The sequence below is a fragment of the Variovorax sp. LARHSF232 genome (assembly GCF_052871435.1).
Genome location: NZ_JBIXJS010000001.1, coordinates 358,593 through 378,439, shown reverse-complemented (window position 1 = coordinate 378,439; position 19,847 = coordinate 358,593). Strand labels below are relative to the sequence as shown.

General features: G+C 66.7%; 22 protein-coding genes. 6 read left to right on the top strand and 16 right to left on the bottom strand.

Annotated features, from left to right (window positions below):
- Positions 1-7: 7 nt before the first annotated feature.
- Positions 8-1,561 carry a nitrogen regulation protein NR(I) gene (gene ntrC / locus ACIPRI_RS01825; protein WP_446587904.1) on the top strand — a complete coding sequence of 518 codons (1,554 nt, stop codon included), beginning with the start codon at positions 8-10 and terminating at the stop codon, positions 1,559-1,561.
- Positions 1,562-1,571: 10 nt separating this feature from the next.
- On the opposite strand, the gene ACIPRI_RS01820 is transcribed toward ntrC, so the two are convergent.
- From ACIPRI_RS01820 to ACIPRI_RS01800, 5 genes are all read right to left on the bottom strand, one after another.
- Positions 1,572-2,084, bottom strand: coding sequence for a hypothetical protein (locus ACIPRI_RS01820; protein ID WP_446587902.1), 513 nt, complete (start codon positions 2,082-2,084; stop codon positions 1,572-1,574).
- 13 nt (positions 2,085-2,097) lie between these two features.
- The gene (gene xth, locus ACIPRI_RS01815) at positions 2,098-2,871 is read right to left on the bottom strand and encodes an exodeoxyribonuclease III (protein WP_446587900.1); all 774 of its coding nucleotides are present in this window, start codon (positions 2,869-2,871) and stop codon (positions 2,098-2,100) included.
- Between the two features lie 63 nt (positions 2,872-2,934).
- On the bottom strand, positions 2,935-3,606 hold the full coding sequence (locus ACIPRI_RS01810; protein ID WP_446587898.1) for a hypothetical protein: 672 nt from the start codon (positions 3,604-3,606) through the stop codon (positions 2,935-2,937).
- On the bottom strand, positions 3,603-4,148 hold the full coding sequence (locus ACIPRI_RS01805) for a hypothetical protein (RefSeq protein WP_446587896.1): 546 nt from the start codon (positions 4,146-4,148) through the stop codon (positions 3,603-3,605). The genes ACIPRI_RS01810 and ACIPRI_RS01805 overlap by 4 nt, the downstream gene beginning before the upstream one ends.
- The gene (locus ACIPRI_RS01800) at positions 4,145-5,059 is read right to left on the bottom strand and encodes a LysR family transcriptional regulator (protein WP_446620351.1); all 915 of its coding nucleotides are present in this window, start codon (positions 5,057-5,059) and stop codon (positions 4,145-4,147) included. The genes ACIPRI_RS01805 and ACIPRI_RS01800 overlap by 4 nt, the downstream gene beginning before the upstream one ends.
- 91 nt (positions 5,060-5,150) lie before the next feature.
- Here ACIPRI_RS01800 and ACIPRI_RS01795 point away from each other — a divergent pair, with 91 nt between their 5' ends.
- From ACIPRI_RS01795 to ACIPRI_RS01775, 5 genes are all read left to right on the top strand, one after another.
- Entirely contained in the window at positions 5,151-6,416 is a 1,266-nt protein-coding gene (locus tag ACIPRI_RS01795; RefSeq protein ID WP_446587894.1) for an aromatic ring-hydroxylating dioxygenase subunit alpha, read from the top strand.
- Entirely contained in the window at positions 6,413-6,883 is a 471-nt protein-coding gene (locus ACIPRI_RS01790; protein ID WP_446587892.1) for an aromatic-ring-hydroxylating dioxygenase subunit beta, read from the top strand. The genes ACIPRI_RS01795 and ACIPRI_RS01790 overlap by 4 nt, the downstream gene beginning before the upstream one ends.
- 2 nt (positions 6,884-6,885) lie before the next feature.
- Positions 6,886-7,200, top strand: coding sequence for a non-heme iron oxygenase ferredoxin subunit (locus ACIPRI_RS01785; protein WP_446587890.1), 315 nt, complete (start codon positions 6,886-6,888; stop codon positions 7,198-7,200).
- A gap of 316 nt (positions 7,201-7,516) precedes the next feature.
- Positions 7,517-9,142, top strand: coding sequence for a sensor histidine kinase (locus ACIPRI_RS01780; protein ID WP_446587888.1), 1,626 nt, complete (start codon positions 7,517-7,519; stop codon positions 9,140-9,142).
- Complete coding sequence (locus ACIPRI_RS01775; protein WP_446587886.1) at positions 9,139-9,840, top strand: response regulator; 702 nt, start codon at positions 9,139-9,141, stop codon at positions 9,838-9,840. Before ACIPRI_RS01780 ends, ACIPRI_RS01775 begins: the two co-directional genes overlap by 4 nt.
- 67 nt (positions 9,841-9,907) lie before the next feature.
- On the opposite strand, the gene ACIPRI_RS01770 is transcribed toward ACIPRI_RS01775, so the two are convergent.
- The 11 genes from ACIPRI_RS01770 to cpaB all read right to left on the bottom strand — a co-directional run bounded on the left by ACIPRI_RS01770 (position 9,908) and on the right by cpaB (position 19,846).
- Positions 9,908-10,819 (bottom strand): type II secretion system F family protein, encoded by a 912-nt coding sequence (locus tag ACIPRI_RS01770; RefSeq protein ID WP_446587883.1) that lies wholly within the window; start codon positions 10,817-10,819, stop codon positions 9,908-9,910.
- Positions 10,820-10,835: 16 nt separating this feature from the next.
- Entirely contained in the window at positions 10,836-11,828 is a 993-nt protein-coding gene (locus ACIPRI_RS01765; protein WP_446587881.1) for a type II secretion system F family protein, read from the bottom strand.
- A 32-nt stretch (positions 11,829-11,860) separates the two neighbouring features.
- Positions 11,861-13,276 carry a CpaF family protein gene (locus ACIPRI_RS01760; protein ID WP_446587879.1) on the bottom strand — a complete coding sequence of 472 codons (1,416 nt, stop codon included), beginning with the start codon at positions 13,274-13,276 and terminating at the stop codon, positions 11,861-11,863.
- 17 nt (positions 13,277-13,293) lie between these two features.
- Positions 13,294-14,478: an AAA family ATPase gene (locus tag ACIPRI_RS01755; RefSeq protein ID WP_446587877.1), complete on the bottom strand. Its 1,185-nt coding sequence runs from the start codon at positions 14,476-14,478 to the stop codon at positions 13,294-13,296.
- 19 nt (positions 14,479-14,497) lie between these two features.
- A complete protein-coding gene (locus ACIPRI_RS01750; RefSeq protein WP_446587875.1) occupies positions 14,498-14,938 on the bottom strand; it encodes a TadE/TadG family type IV pilus assembly protein in 441 nt (146 codons plus the stop codon).
- On the bottom strand, positions 14,935-15,402 hold the full coding sequence (locus ACIPRI_RS01745; protein ID WP_446587873.1) for a TadE/TadG family type IV pilus assembly protein: 468 nt from the start codon (positions 15,400-15,402) through the stop codon (positions 14,935-14,937). The genes ACIPRI_RS01750 and ACIPRI_RS01745 overlap by 4 nt, the downstream gene beginning before the upstream one ends.
- Positions 15,403-15,405: 3 nt before the next feature.
- On the bottom strand, positions 15,406-16,695 hold the full coding sequence (locus ACIPRI_RS01740) for a pilus assembly protein TadG-related protein (RefSeq protein ID WP_446587871.1): 1,290 nt from the start codon (positions 16,693-16,695) through the stop codon (positions 15,406-15,408).
- 98 nt (positions 16,696-16,793) lie between these two features.
- On the bottom strand, positions 16,794-17,006 hold the full coding sequence (locus tag ACIPRI_RS01735; RefSeq protein WP_446587869.1) for a Flp family type IVb pilin: 213 nt from the start codon (positions 17,004-17,006) through the stop codon (positions 16,794-16,796).
- Between the two features lie 122 nt (positions 17,007-17,128).
- On the bottom strand, positions 17,129-17,425 hold the full coding sequence (locus ACIPRI_RS01730) for a hypothetical protein (RefSeq protein WP_446587867.1): 297 nt from the start codon (positions 17,423-17,425) through the stop codon (positions 17,129-17,131).
- 23 nt (positions 17,426-17,448) lie between these two features.
- Complete coding sequence (locus ACIPRI_RS01725; RefSeq protein ID WP_446620350.1) at positions 17,449-18,915, bottom strand: type II and III secretion system protein family protein; 1,467 nt, start codon at positions 18,913-18,915, stop codon at positions 17,449-17,451.
- Between the two features lie 85 nt (positions 18,916-19,000).
- Positions 19,001-19,846 (bottom strand): Flp pilus assembly protein CpaB, encoded by an 846-nt coding sequence (gene cpaB, locus ACIPRI_RS01720; RefSeq protein WP_446587865.1) that lies wholly within the window; start codon positions 19,844-19,846, stop codon positions 19,001-19,003.
- Position 19,847: the final 1 nt, after the last annotated feature.

Genomic DNA, 19,847 nt, shown 5'->3' with positions numbered 1-19,847 from the left:
GAACTAAATGAAGCCGATCTGGATAGTTGACGACGACCAATCGATCCGCTTCGTACTCGAGAAGGCGCTGCTGCGCGAAGACCTGCCCACGCGCAGCTTCACCAACACGCGCGAAGTGCTGGCCGCGCTCGATGCCGCCGCCGACGACGAAAGCCAGGGCCCGCAGGTGCTGGTGAGCGACATCCGCATGCCCGGCGGCTCCGGCCTCGAGCTCTTGGACAGGATCAAGCAGAAGCATCCGGGCTTGCCGGTCATCATCATGACCGCCTACTCCGACTTGGACAGCGCGGTCTCGGCCTTCCAGGGCGGCGCCTTCGAGTACCTGCCCAAGCCCTTCGACTTGCCGCGCGCGGTGGAGCTGATCCGCCGCGCGGTCGACGAAAGCCAGCGCGAAGAAGTGGCCGAAGAACGCATGGTGGCCGCGCCCGAGATGCTGGGCCAGGCGCCCGCCATGCAGGACGTGTTCCGCGCCATCGGCCGGCTGTCGCAAAGCAATGTCACGGTGCTGATCACCGGCGAATCGGGGTCCGGCAAGGAGCTGGTGGCGCGCGCGCTGCACAAGCATTCGCCGCGCACCAATGGGCCCTTCGTCGCCATCAACACGGCGGCGATCCCCAAGGACCTGCTGGAGAGCGAGCTGTTCGGCCACGAGCGCGGCGCCTTCACCGGAGCCCAGACCATGCGGCGCGGCCGCTTCGAGCAAGCCGAGGGCGGTACGCTGTTCCTCGATGAAATCGGCGACATGCCTTTCGACCTGCAGACGCGCCTGCTGCGCGTGCTGTCCGACGGGCACTTCTATCGCGTGGGCGGCCACAACGCCGTGAAGGCGAATGTGCGCGTGATCGCCGCCACCCACCAGGATCTGGAGCAGCGCGTCAAGGTCGGCGGCTTTCGCGAAGACCTGTTCCACCGCCTCAACGTGATCCGGCTGCGCCTGCCGGCGCTGCGCGAGCGGCGCGAAGACGTGCCATCGCTCACGCGCCACTTCCTGCAGCAAAGCGCCAAGCAGCTGGGCGTGGATCCCAAGCGCATTTCCGACGCGGCGCTGGCGCAGCTGTCCAACTTCGGCTTCCCCGGCAATGTGCGGCAGCTGGAGAACATCTGCCACTGGCTCACGGTGATGGCGCCGGCCCAGTTGATCGAGCCCAAGGACCTGCCGCCGGAAGTGCTGGTGGGCAGCGGCGCTGGCGAGGCGCCGATGCCGGCGCAGGCTGGCGCAGGGCATTTCGCTGCTGGCAGCGCCGAGCACGATCTGGCGGCGGAGTTGCCCGGTTCGGCCCTTTCCGCGGGCGCGCCCGCATCGGCGGCTGCCGGTGCTGCGCCTTCAGTGGCTGCCTCATGGGAGAGCGGGCTGGAGCAAGAGGCGCAAGCCCTGCTTGCGGCCGGCCGTCATGACGTGTGGGATGCCCTCACGCGCCGCTTCGAATCGCGCCTGATCCTGACCGCGCTGGCCAACACCCGGGGCCGCCGCATCGAAGCAGCGCAGAAGTTGGGCATCGGCCGCAACACCATCACGCGCAAGATCGCCGAGCTGCACCTCGATCGCGACGCGACGGACTAACTGCTTCCATCTACCGGCCGCGCTGGCCCTTGGTCAGCGTGTCGAGCTGGAACTTGCCGCCGCGGTCCCACAGCCAGGTTTCGACATAGGTGTGGGCGCCCACGCCGCTCGGTGGCGCAGGCAGTGGCGAAGCGTCGGTGATCAGCTGCGCGATCATCGGCGGCACCTCGGGCGCGTGCGAGGGCGTGCGGCTGAAGCTGACCTTCTTGACCCGCCCGTCGGCTTCCACGTGCGTCTCGACCACCACCACCGCGTAGACCAGCGGCGGAATCTTGGTCGGGTAGATGCGCTGGGGATACTTCTTGTAGATATGACCCGCGCCGGTCTTGCGGTAGGCCTTGATGGCTGGCGTCTGGAAGCTGATGGTGGTGTCAGCGCGCGCGCCGGGCACTTCGTCCGCCGGTGCATCGGGCTTCGCGGCGCCGGTGCCCGGCAGCTTCATCTCGGCGCAGCCCGCAAGGGCGAAGGCCAGCGTGATTGCGGCCAGCTGAAGACGCGGGTGCTTGTGCATGGTGCGAGTCATTTTGCGCCCGCTCTCAAAGCTCGAGGATCACCGGCGCATGGTCGCTGGGCTTTTCCCACTTGCGCGGCACGCGATCGATGACGCAGCCTTTGACCTCGCGCGCCAGCGGCTGGCTCACCAGGATGTGGTCGATGCGCAGGCCGCGGTTCTTCTGGTAGCCCAGCATGCGGTAATCCCACCACGTGTAGCTCTTCTCGGGCTGCTCGAACAGGCGGAAGCTGTCGACCAGGCCCAACTCCAGCAGCGCCTTGAAGTGGTTGCGCTCCTCGGTCGTGTGGTGGATGGTTTCGGCCAGGCCGATGGGATCGAAGCTGTCGCGGTCTTCCGGCGCGATGTTGAAGTCGCCCAGCAGCACCAGATTCGAATGCGTCACCAGCTCGGCACGCAGCCAGTCGCGCAGCGCGTCGAGCCAGCGCATCTTGTAGGCGAACTTGTCGGTGCCCGGCGCCTGGCCGTTGACGAAGTAGCCATTGATCACCCGCAGGTTGCCGGCCGGCGTATCGACGGTGGCGCTGATCACCCGCGAATGCTCGTCGGTGAAGCCGCCGATGTTGCGCATCACATCGCGCGCCGGCGCGCGGCTCAGGATGGCGACGCCGTTGTAGGTTTTCTGGCCGAACACGGCAGCGTCATAGCCGGCGGCCTGCAGCTCCATCAAGGGAAACTTGTCGTCGCTGAGCTTGAGCTCTTGCAGGCACAGCACATCGACCGGATTGGCGGTCAGCCAGTCGAGCACGTGCTGCAGGCGGGCGGTGAGGGAATTGACGTTCCAGGTGGCGATCTTCATGGCGTATCGGGAGCTTTGTTGCAGGGCAAATTATCGGTCTGCTCCTGCACGCTGGCCGCAGCCTTAGAACGTGACGCCGATCGAGGCCACGAAGACCTGCTCGCTGGAGCCCGGGTTGAACCAGTAGCCGCCCACGGTGAAGCGCCGCCAGGTGACTTGCGCAAACGGCCCGCGCTGCAGCTCGCGCTCGCCCCCGTAGGCCCGGGTGCGTTGCGCGGCCAAGCCCAGGCGCAGCCATTCGACCGGCCGCAGGCCGAGTTCGCTCCAGGCGTAGAAGTAGCTGTCGCCCTTGTCTTCGTGGTGCCGCACGTATTCGGCTTCGATGTAGAAGTCGAGCCGGCCCCAGGCCAGGCTGGCTTCCAGCGCGGGCACGAAGGCCCGGGTGGTGCCCCAGGCGCCGCCGAGCAGCGGGGTGAGCTCCCACGTCAAGGTTTCGCCGCCTGTGAAGGTCCAGCCGGCGAAGGCCGAGCGCGCGCCTATCGATTCGTAGTTGACGCGTGCTTCCAGATGCAGCGCGCCGCGGTCCGCCACCACGATCGCGCTGTTGTAGTTCTCGCCGCCACGGACGCGGGTGGGGTAGAGGGTGGCGCCGAATTCCCAATCGGGCTTGCTGGGCGCGGCGGCGCGGCGGCCGCTTCCCTCGTTTCCCGATTCCAATTCCTCCTGCGCATGGGCGCTCGCCGCCAGCAGGAGCGAGCCGAGGCCTGCAGCAGCCAGGCGGCGCGCGTTCATCATCCGCCCAGCAGGTTGATGGCCACCACCAGAACGCTGCCAAGGCCCGCCATCAGCAATCCCGCCTTCCAGCTGCCATAGCCGGCATAGCGCCCCAGGCCCAGGCCGCCGATGAACAGCAGGGCAAGGGCAATGGCGCGCGACACGTTCTTGGCCGTGCCCACGTCGTCCAGCAAGACAAAAGGCAGCACCACCGGAAAGGTGGCGGCCACCACGACCAAGAAGACCGCCAGGGCAGCCAGCAGGTCCTGTGAATTCAGCTTGGGTCGCGGACGCGGTTCCGGCATGGCCAGTGCCAGCGCCCGGCCGCGGTCGGTGATGGTGCGCACCAGGTACATCACCGCGTCGACCAGGCCCCAGGCCAGATTGCAGCCCAGGGCGGCGATGAACATGGCCCGGATCTCGGCCTGGCCGGATTCCGCCACCGAGAGGGCGCCGACGAAGCTGAGGGCCATCAAGAGGCCGAACAGCGCCTCGGAGATGCGGTCCACCGGGTTGAGCACTCGCTCCCGACGGGGCTGCGCAGGAGGCACGGCGTTGGTCATCGTTCAGGCATCGGAAAGGTGTCGAACAACAGCCCGCGCAGCCATTGGTTGCCCGGGTCGCGATGAAAGCGAGCATGCCAGAAAGAGTTGATGGCCACTTGCGGCAATTGCGCCGGATGCGCCCGCCAGACCAGGCCGAAGGGCTCGGCCAGGCTTTCGGCGAGCTTTTGCGGCACGGTGGCGATCATGGTGCTGGCGCGCAGGATGTGGCCGACGGCGACGAAGTGCGGCACCGTGAGCCGAACCCGCCGCACGATGCCCTGGGCCGCCAGCAGTTCGTCCACCTGGCCATGGCCGGTGCCGGCGGCCTGGATCAGCACATGGTCGGCCGCCCCGAAATCCTTCAGGCTCATGCGGCCCTTGGCGGCCAGCGGATGCTGCGCGCTGAACAGGCACACATAGCGCTGCATGAACAGGCGCCGCTGGAAGAAGCCGGCCTTGAGCTGCGGCAAGAGGCCGATGGCGATGTCCACCTGGCCGGCCTCCATCGCGTCGCGCAGGTTCACCGCGGTGTTGCGCACGGTGCTGATGCTCACGCCAGGGGCGGCGCGCGACAGCGCGTCCATCAAGGGGGGCGTGAAATAGATCTCGCCGATATCGGTCATGGCCAGGGTGAAGCGGCGCCGGCTGCTGGCCGGATCGAAGGCCGTGTGCTGGTTGAGCGCATCGTGCAGTGCGCTCATGGCCGAGGCCACCGGCTCGGCCAGCTGCAGGGCGAAAGGCGTGGGCTCCATGCCGCGCGCGGTGCGCAGAAAAAGCTCGTCGCCCAGCAGCTTGCGCAGGCGCGCCAGCGCATTGCTGACGCCCGGCTGCGACAGGCCCAGGCCTTCGGCCACGGCCGAGACGCGTTTCTCGGCCAGCATGCGGTCGAACACCAGCAAGAGGTTCAGATCGATCTCGCGCAGCTCCATCTCGTATTCGCGCCAGCTATTTTGTGAATTCACAAAATTCTATTGGCAAATGTGAAGGGCGTGCCGAAGATGCGCCGAGGAGACAAGCACGATGAGCAACACAACCACCGTATTTCCCGAGACGGTGCGCTGGGAGTCCGATGGCACCAGCCGCATTCCCTTCATGGCCTACCAAGGCGAGGCGCAGCACAAGAAGGAGCTGGAGCGCTTCTTCTACAACAAGCACTGGTGCTACGTGGGCCTGGAGGCCGAGATCCCCAGCCCGGGCGACTTCAAGCGGAGCAGCATCGGCGAGCGCTCGGTGATCATGGTGCGCGACATGCAAGGCGAGATCCGCGTGGTCGAGAACGTCTGCGCGCACCGCGGCATGCGCTTTTGCCGCGAGCGCAGCGGCAACCGCAAGGACTTCACCTGCCCCTACCACCAGTGGAACTACTCGCTCGCGGGCGACCTGCAGGGCGTGCCGTTTCGGCGCGGCGTCAAGCAGGATGGCCAGGTGCACGGCGGCATGCCGGCGGACTTCAAGCTGGAGGACAACAGCCTCAACAAGCTCAAGGTGGCGCGGCGCGGCGGCGTGGTCTTTGCGTCCTTCGACCACGGCATCGAGTCGCTGGAAGACTTCATCGGCCCCACGGTGCTGCAGTACTTCGACAGGCTCTTCAATGGCCGGCAGTTGAAGATTCTCGGCTACAACCGCCAGCGCATCCCGGGCAACTGGAAGCTGATGCAGGAGAACATCAAGGACCCGTACCACCCGGGCCTGCTGCACACCTGGTTCGTCACTTTCGGGCTCTGGCGCGCGGACAACAAGTCGCAGCTGAAGATGGACGCGCACGGCCGCCATGCCGCCATGATTTCCACCCGCGGCGCGTCCGGCAAGGCGGCGCAGGTGACGCAGGTCTCCAGCTTCAAGGAGAGCATGCAGCTGAAGGACCCGCGCTTTCTCGACATCGTGCCCGAACCCTGGTGGGGCGGGCCGACCGCGGTGATGACCACGCTTTTTCCCAGCGTGATCCTGCAGCAGCAGGTCAACAGCGTGTCCACGCGCCACATCCAGCCGGTGGGCCCGGACGCCTTCGATTTCGTCTGGACGCACTTCGGTTTCGAGGACGACAGCGAGGAGATGACGCAGCGGCGCCTGCGCCAGGCGAACCTGTTCGGGCCGGCCGGCTTTGTCTCGGCCGACGACGGCGAGGTGATCGAGTTCTCGCAGCAGGGCTTCAAGCAGAAGCCCTACCACCGCACCATGGCCGAGCTGGGCGGGCGCGAGGTGGAAAACACCGAGCACATGGTCACCGAGACGCTGATCCGCGGCATGTACCGCTACTGGCGCGAGGTGATGGAGGCGCCGCAATGACGCAGGACTACCTGGACCTGGCGCGGCTGTATGTGGACTACGCGCACGCCGTCGACTCCGGCAACTGGGACTTGTGGCCTGCATTCTTCATCGACCAGTGCAGCTACCGCCTGCAGCCGCGCGAGAACTTCGAACGCGGCCTGCCGCTGGCCACCTTGTCCTTCGAAAGCCGGGGCATGCTGGAAGACCGCGTCTACGGCATCCGCGAGACGCTGTTTCACGACCCCTACTACCAGCGCCACGTGGTGGGCCTGCCGCTGGTGCACCGGGTGGAGGACGACGGCACCATCCACAGCGAAGCCAACTACGCGGTCTTTCGCACCAAGCTGAGCGAGCCCAGCACCGTGTTCAACGTCGGCCGCTACATCGACACGGTGGTGCGCACCGATGCCGGCCTGAAGTTCGCGTCGCGCCTGGTGGTGTACGACAGCGAGTTGATCCCCAATTCCATCATCTATCCCATCTAAAAATGAACGACTTCTGGATCGACGCCGCGGCCCTCGACGAACTGCCTGCCGAGGACGTCAAGGGCGTCCAGCTCGAAGGCCTGGACATCGCGCTGTACCGCGTGCAGGGCGAGGTCTACGCCACCAGCGACATCTGCACCCATGCCCAGGCCCGCCTGTGCGAAGGCTTCCTGGAAGGTCACGAGATCGAGTGCCCGCTGCACCAGGGCCGCTTCGACGTCCGCAGCGGCAAGGCGATGTGCGCGCCGCTCACCGAAGACCTCAAGGTCTACCCGGTGAAGATCGAAGGCGGGCGGGTGTTCATCGCGCTGGACTGAAGCGCTGGCTGCTTGCCGCCTGCCCGGGCGGCTTTTCCATTGTCTTTTTCCAGCCGCGTCTGGCTGCAAGGGTGCGCGCGCGCTTCGATTTTGTACCCGGATTAAATATCTATTGCTGACGCAATAGATCTCAAATTCTGCGTACTTTCCCCCTATCTCTCACTTCATTTGATGTGAACAGTTCACTTTTGGAAACACATGTACTACAAATAGTAACCACGCGACCAAGGGCGACCCCATGAAGCAGCCAGAAAGTCCAAACCCGGACCACGAGTTTGAAACCAGCGTCCTTTCGGACGCTCAGATGGCTGCGCAGATGAGATTGGTTCTGGCGGTGGCGGCCATGATGGCAGCGTGCGTGGATGCCGGCTTCGGCCGTCAACTGAGCCAGGCGGCGTGGATCGCCTTTGCCGGCTACCTGCTGTACAGCACAACCGTCTTCACGCTGGTGCGCTGGGCGCCGGCGGCTTTGCAGGGCCGGCTGGCGCATTGGCTGGACGTGGCCTGGTTCACCATGATCATCGCGCTGGCCGACGGCGCGCAGAACCTCTACTTTCTCTTCTATTTCTTCGCCATCCTGTGCGCCGCCTTCCGTTGGGGCTACGAAGAGGGCGCGCGCGTCACCGTGGCATCGGTGGCTTCCTTCGCCGCGTGCAGCCTGCTGGCAAGCCGGCACGGCGACGCAGCGCAGCTGCTGATGCGCATCACCTTCTTGTTGGCCCTGGGCCACATGATCGTTTATTGGGGCGGCTCCAAGCTGGCCTTCCAGCGCCGGCTGGCGCTGCTGCGCGAGGTGTGCCGCCTGTCCAACCCGCGCTTCGGCGCCGCCGCCACGCTGGACCGCCTGCTGCACCGCACGCTGGACTTCTACCGCGCCCAGCATGTGCTGCTGCTGATGCGCGATACGGCGAGCGGCAGCTGGACACTGCGCTCGCTGGCCGCCGGCGCGAAAGAGGGCGCACATGGCATGCGTGTGGAGCAACTGGATGAGGCCGCCGCCATCCGCTGGAGCGCCCTGTGCCCGGCACAAGCCATGCTGGTGAACCGCCTGGCCTGGCTGGGATGGCGCCGCCCGGGAATCCGCTACGACGCCGCGCAAGGCCGCTGGAAGCGCTGCGATGGCGACGCCGCCCGCCGCTGCACCGCGCTGGCTGACATGCTGGAGGCGAGCAGCCTCATCAGCGCGCCGCTGCCGGCGCAGTGCGAGCGCGGCTTCATCATCGTGTGCGGGCCGGAAAGCCACTTCCGGAAATCCGACGCGCTGTTCCTGGAGCATCTGGCCGGCCAGGTGATGCCCATGGTGCAGAACATCGACGCGCTGGATCGACTGGTCAGCGAGGCGGCATCCAACGAACGCCTCAAGCTGGCACTGGACCTGCACGACACCGCGATCCAGCCCTACATCGGCCTGAAGCTGGGCCTGGGCGCGCTGTGCAGCAAGGCCAGCCCCGACAACCCGCTGCGCGGCGACCTCGAAGGCCTGGCGCAGATGTGCGACCAGGTGCTGGCCGATCTGCGCCACTATGCGCGCTCGGTCAAGCAGCCGGCCGCGGAGCCGGCCGCCGCTGCCGTCCCGCGCAGCATCGCGCCTCAATTGCGGGCGCAGGTCGAGCACCTGCGCCGCCAGTGGGGCGCGGCCATCGACATCGACGTGGACGAAGGCCTGCGCGTCGGCCACCGGCTCGGCGCGGCGGTGCTGCAGGTCGTGCGCGAAGGCGTCAACAACATCGGCAAGCATGTCCGAACGCCCGCCGGGCGGGTGCGCGTGCGGCGCGTCGGCGAGCGCATCCAGATCCATATCGAGAACCCCAGCGGCGACGTGCCCCAGCTGGCCTTCCAGCCGGCATCGATCACCGAGCGGGCCCGCGCCCTCGGCGGCTCGGCCGCCGTGCAACTGGGCGAGCCCGGCAAGACCGCGGTGCTGGTGCAGATCCCGGTATGAACGCCGCCGGATCGGCCTTGGTGCCTGAAACGCAGTCGCCACCCATTGCCGTGATGGTCGTCGACGACCATCCGACCATGCTGTGGGGCCTGTCACGCCTGATCGAGGCGCAAGCCGGCGGCATGCGCCTGGCGGCCAGCGCCAGCAGCTGCGAGGAAGCCCTGGCGCTGGTCGCCGAGGCGGCGCCCGACGTGATCGTGCTCGACCTCGACCTGGGCGGGCGCTGCTCGATCGAGATCATGGCGCAGCTGCAGCAACAACGGCCCGGCACGCGCGTGCTGGTCCTCACGGCCGAGCGCGATCCGCACAAGCTGGACCAGGCGGTGCTGGCCGGCGCCCAGGGCGTGCTGCGCAAGGACGCGCCGGCGCAGCGGGTGGTGGAGGCCATCGAGCGCGTGCATCGGGGCGAAATGCTGGTGGACGTCGCCACCCTCGGGCGCCTTCTCAACGAGCTGCGTACACCTCAGCAGCCGGATCCGGAAGTTCGCAAGCAGGCCCAGCTCACGCCCAAGGAGCGCAAGATCATCGATGCGGTGCTGCACTGCGAGGGCGCCTCGAACAAGGCCCTGGCCGACCGTTTGTTCGTGACCGAGCACACGCTGCGCAATCACCTGAGCTCGATCTACCAGAAGCTGGATTTGTCGAACCGGCTGGAGCTCTACATCTACGCGCGCAAGCATCAGCTTGGGGCAACATAGGCGGCGGTTCTAGTTTCAGTCCCACACCGCGGATCCGGCTTCGCCGGGCCGCAGGTGAGGTCCCTCCTCAGCCCCCTCCGCTGAGCATCGGCACCATCTGACGGATCATCCGGATCACCGCTGGACTCAGGATCACCAGCGAGACCACGGGGAAGATGCACAGCACCAGCGGCAGCAGCATCTTGGTCGGGACCTTGGCCGCCTGTTCCTCGGCCCGCGTCTGGCGCTTGTGGCGCAGGTCGTCGGAGAACACCCGCAGCGAATCGCCGATGCTGGTGCCGAAGCGGTCGGCCTGGGTCAGCATGGTGGCGAAGGTGCCGATTTCCTCGACGCCGGTGCGCAGCGCCAGGTTGCGCAGCGACTTCTCGCGGGCGGCACCGGCGCGCATCTCCAGGTTGGTCCAGTGCAACTCCTCGGCCAGCGCCGTGCTTTTGAGCTTGATTTCCTCGGTGACCTTGGTGAGGGCCGCGTCCAGCCCCATACCGGCTTCCACGCACACCAGCGTCAAGTCGGCCGCGTCGGGAAAGTTCTCGAAGATCTCGCGCCGCCGATCGCGTGTTGCCAGCCACAGCATCAGATTCGGCAGGTAGTTGGCCGCCAGGGCCACCGCCATCACCTTGAACAAGAGCTCCATCGTCGAGGACGTGCCTGCCGCGCGCAACACCAGGTAGGCCAGCGCCGCGAAGGCCAGCGGCAGCAGGGTCTTGAGGCCGAAGTAGATCAGGGGTGCGTCCGCGTGGCGGATGCCGGCCTGCAGGAATCGCAGCCGCAGCGGCGTGGCATCGCCCTCAGCAGTCGGCGAGGACAACTGCGCGAAGGGCCCGACCAGGCGCACCATGGTTTCGGTCCAGGCTGACTTGTCATCGCGCGGTGCCAGTGCGCGCACGCGTTCCTCGGTGCGGGTGGGCGTGAGCCAGATCACCAGGCCCGCCAACGCCAGCGTGACGGCCAGGAATACCAGAAGGGGAAAGAGTGTCATCGTGGTCTCCAGATTGCTAGACGCGGATTCGTACCAGGTAGCGCAGCAACACAATGCCCGTCAGCATCAGCCCCGCCATGACCTTGAGCATCGTGTGGCCGATCGGGTCCGTCCACAGCGGCGCCACGAAGTCGGGGCTGAACATGTTGAGCAGAAAGGCCAGCGCAAAGGGCATCAGGCCCAGAATCCACGCCGACAGCCGTCCCTCGGCCGACAGCACTCGCACCTTGGCCAGGAGCTTGTGCCGCTCGCGCACCAGCCGGCTCAGGTTACCCAGCACCTCGGTGAGGTTGCCGCCCGAGTCGCGCTGGATCAGCACCGCCACCACGAAGTAGCGCAGGTCCGTCAGCGGCACCCGCTCGCCCAGGTTGTTCAGGGCCTGCTGCAACGCGACGCCGAAGTTCACCTCTTCGCTCACCAGGCGGAACTCGCCGGCAATCGGCTCGCTCATTTCTTCACTCACCATCTGGATGCCGGTGCCGAAGGAGTGGCCCGCGCGCAGCGCGCGCCCGATCAGGTCCAACGCCTCGGGCAGCTGCTGCTCGAAGCGCTGCAGGCGCTTTTGCCGTAGAACCCGCAAGTAGATCAGGGGCAAGCAAACGCAGGTAAAGCCGAGCGCAACAGCGATCAGCAGCGGCAGCCGAGCCAGGTTGTGCGCCGCCAGCAAGCCACCCACGCCCAGCAGCGCGGAGCTCAGCAGGACCTGTACCGGGCGCCATGGCTTGCCCGCCTGCTGGATCAGGTGCTCCAGATGCGCGGCGCGCGGCAGCGAGAGCAGCGTCCGCTCCAGCCAGGGCAGCTCGTCCTGGGACCGGTGCTTGCGCAGCCGGGCCTGTGCCTGCGCATCGGCCGGCTCGGCCAATGTACGCATCCGTTCTCGCAACTGGCGTGCCTCGCGCCCATGCCTGCTCCGCCACAGCAGGTACAGGCCCTCCAGCAGCAGCAGCACGGTGACGAAGACCAGGACCGTCACCGTGACCAGCGTGTCTCCACCCAGATGATTCAGCATGCTGCCCCCTGTTTGTTCATTTGTTCATTCACTCATTCGTAGCGGCGGCCGGGATCGAATATGCCGTCGGGCAGTGCGGCACCGAAGGCGCGCAGCCGCTCGGCAAAGCGCGGCCGCACGCCGGTGGCCTTGAAGTGGCCCTGCACCTCTCCGTTCTCGCCCACGCCGGTCTGCTGGAAGGTGAAGATCTCCTGCATGGTCACCACTTCGCCCTCCATGCCGGTGATCTCCTGGATGCTGGTGATCTTGCGCCGTCCGTCCACCATGCGCAGCACCTGCACCACCACCCCGATGGCCGATGCGATCTGCTGGCGCGCCGCCTTGTGCGGCAGGTTCAGGTCGGCCATGCCGATCATGTTTTCCAGCCGGGACAGGGCATCGCGCGGCGTGTTGGCGTGGATGGTGGTGAGCGACCCTTCGTGGCCGGTGTTCATCGCCTGCAGCATGTCCACCGCCTCGGCGCCGCGCACCTCGCCGATCACGATGCGGTCGGGCCGCATGCGCAAGGCGTTGCGCACCAGCGCGCGCTGGCTGATCTCGCCGCGGCCCTCGATGTTCAGGGGCCGCGTCTCCAGCCGCACCACGTGCGGCTGCTGCAGCTGCAGCTCGGCCGCGTCCTCGATGGTGATGATGCGTTCGCTGGCCGGGATGTAGCCCGACAGGATGTTCAGGAGCGTGGTCTTGCCGGCGCCGGTGCCGCCCGAGATGAGCATGTTGACCTTGGACTTGGCCAGCGACTCCAGCAGCTGTGCCATCTGCGGCGTCAGCGTCTTGAGGTCGTTGACCAGGTTGTCCATCTTCAGCGGAATGTGCGCGAAGCGGCGAATGGACATCATGGCCCCGTCCAGCGCGATCGGCGCGATGACGGCGTTCACGCGCGAGCCATCGGGCAGGCGCGCGTCCACCATCGGGCTGGATTCGTCGATGCGCCGCCCCACCAGCGAGACGATCTTGTCGATGATGCGCAGCAGGTGCTTCTCGTCGGTGAAGCTGACGTTGGTCAGCTCCAGCTTGCCCCGGCGCTCCACGTAGATCTGCTCGTAGGAATTGACCAGGATGTCCGACACCTGGGAGTCGGCCATCAGCAGCTCCAGCGGGCCGAAGCCCAGCATCTCGTGCTGGATGTCGCGGATCAGCATGCGCCGCTCGACCTCGTTGATCGCCTGCGGCTCCTCCTGCAGCAGGCGGCCCACGGCGGCGCCGATCTCATGGCGCAGCAGCTCGGGCTTGAGCGTCTCCAGCGCCGTCAGGTCGAACTGCTCCAAAAGCTTCAGGTGCATGCGCTCCTTGAGCAGCTTGTAGGCTTCCGAGAAGCCCTGGCCGGTGAAGGAGACAGCGCCCGTGTCTTGAGACGGCGCGCGCGCCAGGGACTCGGAGCCCAGGCTGTCGAGCTGCTCGCGGATCGAAGCGGCGGGGCTTTCAGTGCGCAGTGCGCTCAGGTTCTGCATGACGGACTCTCCTTGGTTCAGGCGCGGCGGAACAGGCGCCCGAGCAGGCTGGGGCTGCCTTCCTCGCGCGGGCTGAGTTGCTGGGCCAGCTCGCTGAGGCTGCGGCTCACGGCGTGCGACTTGGACAGGCTGACCAGCGGCACGCCGCGGTTGATGGAAAGCGCGACGTCGCGCGGCGCATCGGCGACGGTATGCAGCTCCACATTGCCCAGCAGGCGGCGCATGTCGGCCAGGCCGATGTCGCTTGTCTTCTCCATGCGGTTGACGATGGCCTGCACCCGTGCGGGTGGGTAGCCCAGCGACTTGAAGGCCTGCATCAGCTTGGTGGCATTGCGCAGGTAGGGCAGGCCCGGCTGCAGCACCATGAAGATGCGCTGCGCCCGGTCCAGCGCGCGGATGGACAGGGCGTTGAGCCCCAGCGGAAGATCGACGAGCACGAAGTCGTAGTGCTGCGCCGCCAGGCGCACGATGGCTTCCACATGCTCGGCTTTCACCTCGGCCGCGCGAGAAAGATCCTCGGGCGCCGCCAGCACGCTGAAACCGGCATCCACCTTGATGGCGCTGGCCGCGAGCAGCGAGGCGTCCAGCCGGTCGATGCCGGTGGCCAGGTCGGCCAGGGTGGTGGGGGCCTTGGCGTCGCTGACGAAGGACAGGGCATTGCCGAACTGCAGGTTCAGGTCGATCAGCAGCACCTGGTGCTGCGCGGCTGCCAGCAGGCAGGCCAGGTTGGTGGCGATGAAGGTGGCGCCTGCGCCGCCCTTGCAGGGTGTAAAGGCGATTACCTGCCCACCGCTGTCGCCGCTGCCGTTGGAGCTACCGGCAGTGCTGCGGCGCGTAGCCGTCATGCGGGCGGCTGCGCGAGCCACAGCGGTCTCCAGTGCCTCGGGCGGTACCGGCGAAGGGAGCACCTCACGCACGCCCACGCGCATCGCCTGCAGCAGGAATTCGGGTGTCTGCATGGCGCACATCAGCAGCACGGCGATCTCGGGGTGCGCGGAGGTCAGCTGCTCCACCAGCGCGAGTTCGTGCGGATCGCAGCACATGCCGTCCACCAGCATCAGGTCAGGATGCGACTCCTGCGCCACCGCCGCCATGCGGCTCTTGCCGCCCTCGAAGCTCTGGACGATATGGCCCTTGGCCTCCAGGCCTGGCTGCAGCGTCCGCAGGTGCTGCGGATTGGGGGAGATGAGTGCGATCTTCATGATGGGCTTTCGGGGCGGTTCAGGGGCAGATGGCGGCGCTGTTCGGGTCCAGCCGCATCACCTCGCGCGGCAGGTAAGTCGAGAACTGCGGCATGGCGATCAAGGGGGCGACGGCGCCGGCAATGGGCGAGATCCACTGGTAGTTCAGGTCGGTGATGCCGACGGTGACGCCTTCGCAGGTGGCCGCGGTGCACTCGGCGGGCGACCAGTCCACCGCAATGGTTTGCACTTGCGGCAGCAACTCCTGCATCTGCGCCAGTACCTCGTCGGCGCGAAAGGTGTCGTCGCACACGGCGGCGTAGCGCGCGCCGTAGCGGGTCACTTCGCTGGCGGCGTTCCAGGTGAACAGCATGCGCGAGAAGTCCACGATGCCCAGCGCAAAGGTCAGGAAGATCAACAGCCCCAGGGCGAATTCCAGGGTGGTGGCGCCGCTGCAGGCGAGGCGTGGTGCGGGTGTCATAGCGGAGCCCTCATGGTCGCGCTGATGGTCGGGTAGTTGATGCCGCCCTGCGCATCGCCTAGCGCCGTGCCGAAAACGTTGGCTACCAGCGGGAGAAAGCGGTAGCCGCTGATGCGCACCGTCACGCTCTGGAAGATGGGCGTCGTGCCGGTCGGCTGCCAGGTGCAGCAGGTGGCGGCCGGCACGTTGTCCAGCCCCAGGTTGTGCACCAAGGGATTGCCGGTGCCGGCGAGGTTGCCGTAGACCATGAGGTTGCGCGCCTCGGCGACGTGTGTCCCCGGCGGCTGCACCGACAAATATCGAGCCCCGTCGCGCACCGCCTTCACCAGCACGTGGTACTGGTACACCGCGCGGCCGAATTCGGTGGTGATGAAGGTCAGCAGGAGCAGCAGCGGGATGATCAGCGCCAGCTCGATCAGCGCCGCTCCGCGCTGCTTGTGATGGGTATGTTTGCCTTGGCGCATGGCTCACCTCACCAGGACGGGTACCAGGGGGCCCAGCGTGCCGCCAGCCAATCCGCTGGTCGTGCAGGGGCTGCCGAGACTGCTGGCGTTGCCCAGGTACTCCAGGTTGGTATCGCCCATGGGCTGCTCCAGGGGCTGCAGCATCAGCATGCACATGAAGCCGACCGCTCGGTTGCCCTCGTCGATGACCGGTATCAGCACGACGCGCCGGTCATAACCGTACTGCTTGTGACCACCGGAGGTGTTGCCCGGTGGCGCCAGCTTCTTGAAGCTGTTGAGCTTGAGGCCGGTGATGTTCTCGCAATCATTGACCTGCGTACTGGTGTTGCCGCAGGAAGCGAAGGCTGCACGCTTGGTGACGAAATTCTGCGCGCTCGGATCCGCGCCCACGCCGGGGCTGCCTTTGTGGGCATTGAAGGGTTCTCCCCGCACTGGGTCTATCCCCCAGTTTTCCTGGGTGTAGGAGTAGCCCGTGTAGTCCGGACGCTGCACTGCGGGGTCGCCGCTGTTCTTGTAGATGCCGAAGCGCTCGTTCCATACGTCCGTCACGGCGCTTTGCACGCCTGGCGTGCCCAGCGTGTCGCCGATCTCGGTGCCGCAATAGCCGTTGAGTTCGTTCACGGTTTCCGAGGCGCTGTTGGATCCATCCAGGTTGGCCCAGCCAACGTTGCCGCCAGAAGGGGTGCCGTTGATGAGCTTGACCCATTGGCCCACCGTCAGGCCGTAGTCCGGCGCGGTGGCCCCAGCGGCCGGCTTGAAGGCGACCGGGAGCGGGCAGCTGGTCTGCGCGGGGGTACGGGTAGCCACAGCGCTGGTCGCCACAGTGCCGGTGGCGGGAACAATGGCGCTGTTGGAAAAGGCATTGAGCGCCTGCAGCAGCCACAGGCCGATGTTGGAATGGGTGTGCGAGCACTGGGCGTAGCGCGCCAACAGCGGGTCGGCGGTGACGGCGTAGCTCGCGTCGCGAAAGCTGACGTCGGTGTCAACGATCTGGCCTTGGCCGGACCAGTCGGCCGATTGCAGGTTGACAGCATTGGCATTGCCTGCCGCGATGCCGGAGGCGATGGCGCGGTCTTTGGCGGTGATGCTGCCATCCAGCTCCGCGGCCGCGGACAGGGCGCAAGCGTCGAGCGCCGTCTGCAGCTCGCCGCGCACCACGAACATGCGCCCGAAGTCCAGCGCGATGCCCATGAACCCCAGAAGAAAGAGCAGGAGCAGCGCCGTTGTGATGATGAAGGCGCCGCGCTGGCGTTCAGGCAGGTGAATGCGGGCCTGATGCATACGCGATTGCATTGAGTTCACCTGTTCTGAGTGGGGAGTGGTGTTGGTCTGCCTGGCGGTTCGAGACAGCGGCCCTGATGGACTCTCGCTGTCTCGCCGTTGCTTTCGCGTTAGGGTGCGGCGGGTGCTACGGCGCAGCTGCCGGTCGTGAGGCAGGTTCCCACCTTGGTGATCCACGCTGGGAACGCAGTAGTGATAAGGCCCGTATTGAACGCCGCAATCAGCGCAAGCGACACCACGGCGACGATCAGTGCGTACTCGATGATCTGGGCGCCTTCTTCGTCACGCAGGAAGTTGCGGGTGGATTTCAGAAATGCATTCATGGCAAAACTCCTAGAGTTGAGGTTGGAGAAAGAAAACTTCTTCATTCATGCCGCGCAGGAAGAGCGCGGCGGGAGATGGATGAGTGTTGTGTCGGGTCTTGGCTCGATACGTGCTCCTTTCGTTACTGACTGCCGCCACCACCATTGCCGCCGATCGCGCCACCAATGTTGATGACGTTGACCACGGGCGGTGGCGACTTGAAGCTTTGCTGGTAGCGCTGCACGGTTTCGCGTGCCGCCACACCATCCATGCCCTCGGGCTTGGAGTCGCTCTCCAGGCCTGCATTGGGATTGATGGTCATCTGGCGCTTGGCGTCGCGCACGGCCTCGCCGAAGCGGGCGTCGTAGTTGGGCGTCATCGAGTTGCAGCCGGCGAGCAGGGCGGCGAGCAGCAACAGGGCCGTGGAGATTCGGGTCATGGCGCTTCCTCTTTGTGTGCGTTTCATTGAGCCGGACGGGGGGCGGGCGCAGCGGGCGTGACTTCCTGCACCGGCGCCGGCGCGGGCGTCAGGCTTTCCATGCTGCCGTTGAGGTAGACCTCGGCGCGGGTGGGCACCACGTGGTTGTCGGTGGGCACGCGCACGGGCCCGGCGATGGGGCGTACCAGGCGCGGGGTGATGACGAACATCAGCTCGCTCTGCTCGGTCTGGAACTCGGTGCTGCGGAACAGCGCGCCCATCACCGGCACTTCGCCCAGGCCTGGGAAGCGCTTGACGGCCTCGCCCATGTTGTTCTTGATGAGGCCGGCAATGACGAAGCTCTGGCCGTCGTTGAGTTGCACCGTGGTGTCGGCGCGCCGCACGGTCATGGAGGGCAGCACGGCGGTCGCGCCATTGATGGTGGTGAAGGGCGAACCGGTCTGCGACAGGTCCGACACCTCCGACACCAGCTTGAGGTTGATGCGTCCGTCGCCCAGCACGGTGGGCAGGAACTTGACGCCGATGCCGAACTCCTTTTCTTCCAGCGTGACGGTGCCGATGCCGCTGGGGTTGCTGCCGGACGACTGGGACACCGGGATGAAGATCTTGCCGCCCGACAGGAAGCTCGCCTGCTGCCCGCTGATGGCCATGATGTTGGGCTCGGCCAGCACCCGCACCAGGCCATCGTCTTTCTGGCCATCGATATCGATCACGTAGCGGCCTACCTTCAGCGCCTCCACCAGCCCGGCGCCGCCACTGAGGAAGTTGCTGATCAGCGAGTAGTTGTAGGTGCCGCTGCCGCTGGCGCGGAACGCGCCGACGCTGGCACCGAGGCGGTCCAGCAGCTTCTTGCTGACCTCGGCGATCTTCACTTCCAGCATCACCTGCTGCGAAGAGCCCACGCGCAGCAGGTTGACGATGCGCTTGCTGTCGCCGCCGTAGGCCATGGCCAGGTTCATCAGGTCGTCCACGCGCGGGGCGCTGCTGATCTGGCCGGCCAGCACGATGCTCTTGTCGGCGCTGAGCACGCGCACGCCGCGCTCCTCGGGCATCAGCTCGTGCAGCTTGGCCTGCAGCGCGCTGGCGTCCACGGTGACGGTCACGTCCTTGATGAAACAGGTGCCGGAGGCGTTCTGCAGAACCACGTTCATGGTGCCGGCCTGCCGTCCGCGGAAGAACAGGTCGGTGGGGCTGAGCAGCATCACCTCCACGTCGCCCATGCCTGGGGTGCCCTGCGCGCCCCCGGCTCCGCCCGGTGCCGCGCCGGCGCCTTGGCGAGCCGCCTGGCCGCTGACGATGACCCGCGTTACCCGCTGCTTGAGCGGGATCACGGCGGACTTGCCCAGCACCACCTGGCTGGGCTCGTCGTCCGGAACGATCGAGGTGCAGCGCTGGCTGAGCGACACGACCGGTGCGGCGACCGCCGGTGCCGGTTGTGCTGCGGCTGCGGTCGGCGCAGGCGCGGCAGCGGCCTGGGCGTATGCGGCCATGGGTGCGGCGAGCGCGGCGGACAGCGCAAGAAGTGGGGCGTAGGTGATGGTTTTCACTGGGCGGGCTCCGGCTGGCGTGTTCATGTCAGAAGCAGGTGACCTGGCGCTGCGCGTGGTGCACGACCTCGACGCATTCCGAGGCACGCGCTACTGCTGCTGGGCGCGGCCGCGCCGCCTGTGGCTTGGCGGTAGCAGCCGGCGCGGTCGATACCGGCTGCAGCGGCTGCTTCAAGCCCCACAGCTCGTCCTTGGTCATGCCCTTGGTGGCGACCATCTTCTTGTCCATCTGGTTGCGCAGCACCAGCGACAGGGTGCCGACGCTGCGCGCCAGGTCGAGCTTCTCGGCGTCTTCCAGCGACAGCTCCAGGGTCACGGCGTTGACCACCTTGGGCTTGGTCTCGTCGCGGCTGGCCTCCTGCGCCACCGCCAGCACCAGCACATGCTCGAGCACGGTCTTGCTGATCTGGCGCGGCTCATCTCCCTTGGCGACGGTCTGCTGCGCGTTGACCACCACGTCCACGTGATTGCCCGGCAGCGCAAAGCCGGCCACACCCACCACGTCGTTGACGCGCACGGTCATGGCGCGCTTGCCTTCGGCGATCACCGCCGACAGGCCGCCGGTGGTGCCCACCGGTGCCAGCTTGCCTTCCAGGATGGGTTCGCCGCGCAGCACGGCGGTGCGCAGCACGCGCTCTTGCACCAGCTTGGGATCGGTGAAGGCGCCGGGCGGCATGGCGCCGCTGGGCCAGTCGACGGTCTGCAGCATCTGGGCGTTGAGGCGATTGCCCAGCTGCACGTCCACTGCCGCCACCACCACCTTGTTGGAAGCGATGCCGGCGCGGCGCTGCACCCAGCCGGTGGCGTAGACGGCAGCGGCGAGCCCGGTCAGCAGGGCAAGCAGCAGCAGGACGATGGCTCTCATGTTTCTCATG